Source organism: Thermodesulfitimonas sp. (assembly GCF_052743955.1).
This window is the reverse complement of record NZ_JBRAIN010000117.1, coordinates 1-4,697: the sequence shown is the minus strand read 5'-3', so window position 1 is coordinate 4,697 and position 4,697 is coordinate 1. Positions and strand designations below refer to the sequence as shown.

Genomic DNA, 4,697 nt, shown 5'->3' with positions numbered 1-4,697 from the left:
GTTTTCTCCTCCCTCATACCCTCCAAAGATTCCTACAGTAACTTTACACTAACGACGGGGATTAAGGCGAAAAACGCCCGGGGCAAAGCGCCAAAGCCGGAACGGAGGCAACCGCCCGGTAAACGGTTACGGGGAGGTTACCTCCCCGTAACCGTTTTTCCCCACGTCAGAGGCCCCACGGTTAAAAAAGACCCACGGTGCGCCCGTTTTCGTCGATATCCACCTTGAAGGCCGCCGGCTGTGAAGGCAGCCCGGGCATAGTCCGCATCGCCCCCGCCAGCGGGTAAAGGAAACCGGCACCGACTGACGCCCGGATGTCGCGAATGGGGAAGATGTAATCCCGCGGTACGTTGAGTAGCTTCGGGTCGTGGGAGATAGAAAGGTGGGTCTTGGCCATGCAGATGGGCAGTTTACCCCACCCCTGAGCCTCGAACTGGGCGATCTTCCTCTCCGCCAGTGGCTCGTACCGCACGCCGGCTGCGTTATAAACCTTGGTCGCCAGAATCTCGATCTTTTCCTTGATCGTGAGGTGGTCCGGATAAAGGAACTGGAAGTTACTCGGTTTCTCGCAGGCCTCTACCACCGCCTTCGCCAGGTCGACCGCCCCGGCGCCGCCATCCGCCCAGACGGTAATCGGGTAGGCTCCTTCCGCTCCGGCCGCGAGCGCTTTCTGGCGCACCGCCTCAACTTCGGCGTCGGTATCGCTAACAAACCGATTGATGGAAACCAGCACCGGAACACCGAAGTACCGCGCGATCTTGATCATGTGGGCCAGGTTTTCGCAGCCCCGCTCGACCGCAGGCACGTTCTCCCGCAAGATCTCTTCAGGTAGCGGCTTCCCCGCCACCACGTTGCCGACACCGCCGTGCATTTTAAGCGCCCGGATGGTACAGGTAATTACCACGCAATCGGGCTTCAGACCCGAGTAACGGCACTTGATGTTCATAAACTTCTCCATCCCGAGGTCCGCGCCGAAGCCGCTCTCCGTAACCACGTAATCCGCAAGCTTCAGCGCCATCATATCCGCCAGGATGGAGCACTGCCCGTGAGCGATGTTCGCAAACGGACCGGCGTGGAGGATACAGGGCTGCCCCTCAAGCGTCTGGATCAGGTTCGGCTTGATCGCCTCCTTCATGATCACGGTCATAGCCCCGGCTGCCTTCAGGTCCTCCGCCGTAACCGGCTTACCGTCATAGCTGTAGCCGATAACAATCCGCCCCAGACGCTGGCGCATATCTTTGAGGCCGGTTGTGAGCGCCAGGATGGCCATCACTTCGGAAGCCACCGTAATATCAAAGCCCGCTTCGCGCGGGTACCCGTTCTCCCGGCCGCCGAGCCCGATTACGATATTCCGCAGCGCCCGGTCGTTTACGTCAACCACCCGCGGCCACATAATGGTAAGCGGGTCGATGTTAAGCGGGTTCCTGTGGAGAATGGAGGCGTCAATCATTGCCGCCAGCAGGTTATGAGCCTGGCCCACGGCGTGAATGTCACCGGTAAAGTGAATATTCAGATCCTCCATCGGCACGACCTGGGAGTAACCGCCGCCAGCAGCACCGCCCTTAATCCCGAAAACCGGACCCATCGACGGTTGGCGGAGGGTGCAGATCACCTTTTTACCGATCTTCCCGAGAGCCTGCGTGAGACCGATGGTGGTAACCGTTTTTCCTTCGCCGAGGGGAGTAGGGGTAATAGCGGTAACGTCGATATACTTTCCGTTGGGGCGGTCCTTGAATTTTTCCAGGACTTCAAGTTTGATCTTGGCTTTGTAACGGCCGTAGTAGTCGATGTCGTCCTCGTCGAGGCCGATCGAGGCAGCGATGTCCCGGATCGGGATCATCTTGTGGGCTTGGGCAATCTCGAGGTCGCTTGGTACAACCCGCATACAGCTCTCCCATCCCTTCTTTTGTGAAAATTCTCGGCTTACCCCCGTTAGGGTTTTTAGTCACTTTAGTTTAGCACTTTCCCGGGCCGTTTTACAATAAACCCCGCTTTAAAAAGCCATAAACGGCGCCCAAGCTGCCAAAAAGGGCATTGATTAGCTTCCCCACAAAGGGCGCGGCCGCGAAACCACACGGGCGGCCCGTGCGGGCTGCCCTGAAGATCGACGTTGCGCCAACCGGACCTGCGAAAATTATTCGTAAATCCACGCCTCAAGCTGCCGCTCGTAATTTAAAAGCTCGTCCGGTTCAAAAAAGATACCGATCTCCCGCGCCGCGCTCGCCGGCGAATCAGAGCCGTGCACCACGTTGCGGCCCACATCGATCCCGTATGTACCGCGGATCGTACCGGGAAGTGCCTTTTGCGGGTCAGTTGCCCCCATCATCTCCCGCGCCGCGGCGATTACGTTCTTCCCTTCCCAGACCATAGCGACCACCGGACCGGAGGTGATGTAACGGACCAGTCCCTCGAAAAAGGGTTTACCCCGGTGCTCGGCATAGTGGGTTTCGGCAACCTCACGCGGCATGGTAAACATCTTAAGCCCCACCAGCTTGTAGCCGCGTCGTTCAAACCGGGCAATGATCTCACCGACAAGACCCCGCTGCACCCCATCTGGCTTAACCATGATGAAAGTCCGTTCCAAAGTTCCTACCTCCCAATATTGCTTCATCTCCTATTTTTGAGCGGCAGTTCCCTACTTTTGCCGGCTCTAGCGCCTAATATTTTACCCACCGGTCTGCTCAAAACCGGAACTTCCCGAAGGTAACCGCCGGTTCCGGCTGGGTCAGCGGTAAAGGACACTTCGTCTCCTTATTGAAAGAGACCGCCGGCGCCGGCTTGTCTTCGCCGCGACCATCCCCCGGCGCCCCCATGAGCGCAGCAAACTCCTCCGCTTCGATCGTCTCCTGCTCGATGAGGCGGTTGGCCACCAACTCGAGCTTGTCGCGGTTCGCGGTCAGAATCTCCCGCGCCCGGTTGTAGCAATCGTCGATCACCCGTCGCACCTCGCGGTCGATCGCGTAGGCAATCTCCTCGCTGTAATTCCGGTCCCGCGCGATATCCCGGCCGAGGAAGGGAGTATCGTGCTTGTGGCCGAAAGTGAGCGGCCCTAATTCCTCGCTCATCCCGTACTCCATGATCATCCGGCGCGCGATCTCCGTAGCCCGCTCGAGGTCATTCTGGGCGCCGGTGCTCACTTCTTTGAGCATCAGGTCCTCGGCCACCCGCCCTCCTAACAGCATGGTGATCTGGTCCAACAGCTGGGACCGTGTCATGTAATAGCGATCTTCCTTCGGCAGCAAAAGCGTATAGCCGCCCGTCCGCCCGCGCGGGATAATCGAGATCTTATGCACCGGGTCGGTATGAGGCAGGAGGTAACCCACGATCGCGTGACCAGCTTCGTGATAGGCTACAAGCCGCTTTTCCTTGTCGCTTATGACCCGAGACTTCTTTTCCGGACCGGCGATTACGCGCTCGACCGCATTCTCCAGGTCCTCCATCTCGATCCGCTTCTTGTTGCGTCGCGCCGCGAGAAGGGCCGCCTCGTTCAAGACGTTCGCTAAGTCGGCGCCGCTAAAACCGGGCGTCCGCCGGGCCAACACGTCCAAGTCCACATCGTCAGCCAAAGGCTTACCGCGGGCGTGGACCTTCAGGATTTCCTTGCGGCCGTTGATGTCCGGAATATCCACCACGATCTGCCGGTCAAACCGCCCGGGGCGCAGAAGCGCCGGGTCGAGGATGTCAGGTCGGTTGGTCGCGGCGATGACGATTATACCGTCATTGGGGTTGAAGCCATCCATCTCTACCAGGAGCTGGTTGAGCGTCTGCTCCCGCTCGTCGTGGCCGCCGCCCAAACCTGCACCCCGCTGGCGCCCCACCGCGTCGATTTCATCAATAAAAACGATGCAGGGCGCGTTCTTCTTAGCCTGTTCGAAAAGATCCCGCACCCGCGCGGCCCCCACGCCGACAAACATTTCCACAAAATCCGAGCCGCTGATGCTGAAAAAGGGAACGCCCGCCTCCCCAGCTACCGCCCGCGCCAGGAGCGTCTTCCCGGTACCCGGCGCGCCGAAAAGGAGCACCCCTTTGGGAATGCGGGCCCCTAACTCGCTGAACTTCCGGGGGTTCTTCAGGAACTCAACGACCTCCTGAAGCTCCTCCTTCACCTCGTCAATGCCGGCAACGTCGGCAAAGGTGACTCGCTTCCGCTCGTCGGTATGCAGCCGCGCCCGGCTTTTACCAAAAGACATCACCCGGCTGCCGCCCCCCTGCGTCTGCTGCAACATAAAGAAAAAGAGCCCGATGAAGACCAGCACCGGTAAAAGGGCGGTAAGGAGATTCGCCCACCAGCCGGGCTCCTGAGGCGGCAACTGCTCAGTCCGCACTTTTTTCTCCCTCAGAAGCGGGTAAAGCCGGTCGTCGAGAACAGGACCGGTAGTCCGGAATTTGGTACCGTTGCGTTTGGTCCCTTCGATGAAGTTGGTATTACTCTGGGTACGGATGACCACGCTGGCAACTTCGCCCTGTTCAAGTGCCTGGAAAAAATCACTATAGCTGATGCTGGTAACATCGCCTTTAGGTGGTCTGGCGTATTGAATAAGCAAAATGATCACCAGGACGATGAGCAGGTAAATGCCTACGTTTTTAAAACGCTGCAAAAAAACTCTCCCCCCGTATTTCTCCTGCCAAGCGAAAGATTACTAACCAATAAATTATACCACAGCCACAATTCTTTTACAAGCCCATAACACCGCAGA

General features: G+C 58.4%; 3 protein-coding genes. All 3 read right to left on the bottom strand.

Features of this window, described 5'->3' with window-relative positions; all coding sequences use genetic code 11:
- Positions 1–181 precede the first annotated feature (181 nt).
- Positions 182–1,885 carry a formate--tetrahydrofolate ligase gene (locus ACUVTA_RS08625; RefSeq protein WP_445952538.1) on the bottom strand — a complete coding sequence of 568 codons (1,704 nt, stop codon included), beginning with the start codon at positions 1,883–1,885 and terminating at the stop codon, positions 182–184.
- 249 nt (positions 1,886–2,134) lie between these two features.
- Complete coding sequence (gene ndk, locus ACUVTA_RS08620; protein WP_445952537.1) at positions 2,135–2,584, bottom strand: nucleoside-diphosphate kinase; 450 nt, start codon at positions 2,582–2,584, stop codon at positions 2,135–2,137.
- A 97-nt stretch (positions 2,585–2,681) separates the two neighbouring features.
- Complete coding sequence (gene ftsH, locus ACUVTA_RS08615; RefSeq protein WP_445952536.1) at positions 2,682–4,598, bottom strand: ATP-dependent zinc metalloprotease FtsH; 1,917 nt, start codon at positions 4,596–4,598, stop codon at positions 2,682–2,684.
- Between the last annotated feature and the right edge of the window lie 99 nt (positions 4,599–4,697).

Bases quoted from the DNA above. Each gene is read 5' to 3' on its own strand.
- ACUVTA_RS08625 (WP_445952538.1), bottom strand. From the start codon at position 1,885: ATGCGGGTTGTACCAAGCGACCTCGAGATTGCCCAAGCCCACAAGATG.